The following is a 554-nucleotide window of genomic DNA, read 5'->3' on the forward strand; positions in this document are numbered from 1 at the left end:
CACCTTGTTGTAGACCTGCTTGCAAAATCGCCACGGACTTGGTGAGTTCCGCAACACGATTTTGCGTTACATTAATGATATGTAAGGTACTTTTGAACTTCTTTGCCACTCGATTGAGTGGCTGAGCAAGGTGCGCACTGGCATTTGCATTATCGACGAAAAAGGTGATTTGGTATTCGTTCATCTGCAAATTTAGTCGCGGCAGTGGACGAGGAATACTTTGTCGACGTTCAGCAAGACCTCTTCAATGGGGATTTGAATTTTGCGCGTCCCTTCGAATCGGCCAGGTTGTTCTATCTCAATATCCGACACGATCAAAACCCGATCCGCTTGAGCGATATCGTGCGGAGTGAGCTGATTTTCTATCCCCATCGCACCTTGCGTTTCTACTTTAATTTGCACGTTATGTTTTGGCGCAGCTTTCATTAGTGCATCTGCCGCCATATAGGTATGAGCGATGCCTGTAGGGCATGCTGTCACCGCTACGATTTTCATGTTCTATCCATTTTATTTTTTGTGGATATTAACACAGCCACCGCAGATTGAATTGATTT

At 45.1% G+C, this 554-nt stretch carries 1 protein-coding gene and 1 pseudogene; both read right to left on the reverse strand.

Annotated elements, in window-relative coordinates:
- Positions 1–184 (reverse strand): annotated as a pseudogene (locus tag R7Q11_RS28515) (PTS fructose transporter subunit IIA); the annotation flags it as partial.
- Positions 185–192: 8 nt separating this feature from the next.
- Positions 193–495 carry a PTS fructose transporter subunit IIB gene (locus R7Q11_RS28520; RefSeq protein WP_005463048.1) on the reverse strand — a complete coding sequence of 101 codons (303 nt, stop codon included), beginning with the start codon at positions 493–495 and terminating at the stop codon, positions 193–195.
- Positions 496–554 lie beyond the last annotated feature (59 nt).

It is taken from the genome of Vibrio sp. 970 (assembly GCF_033339075.1).

Coding starts and splice junctions, on each gene's coding strand:
- R7Q11_RS28520 (WP_005463048.1), bottom strand. CDS start 495: ATGAAAATCGTAGCGGTGACAGCATGCCCTACAGGCATCGCTCATACC.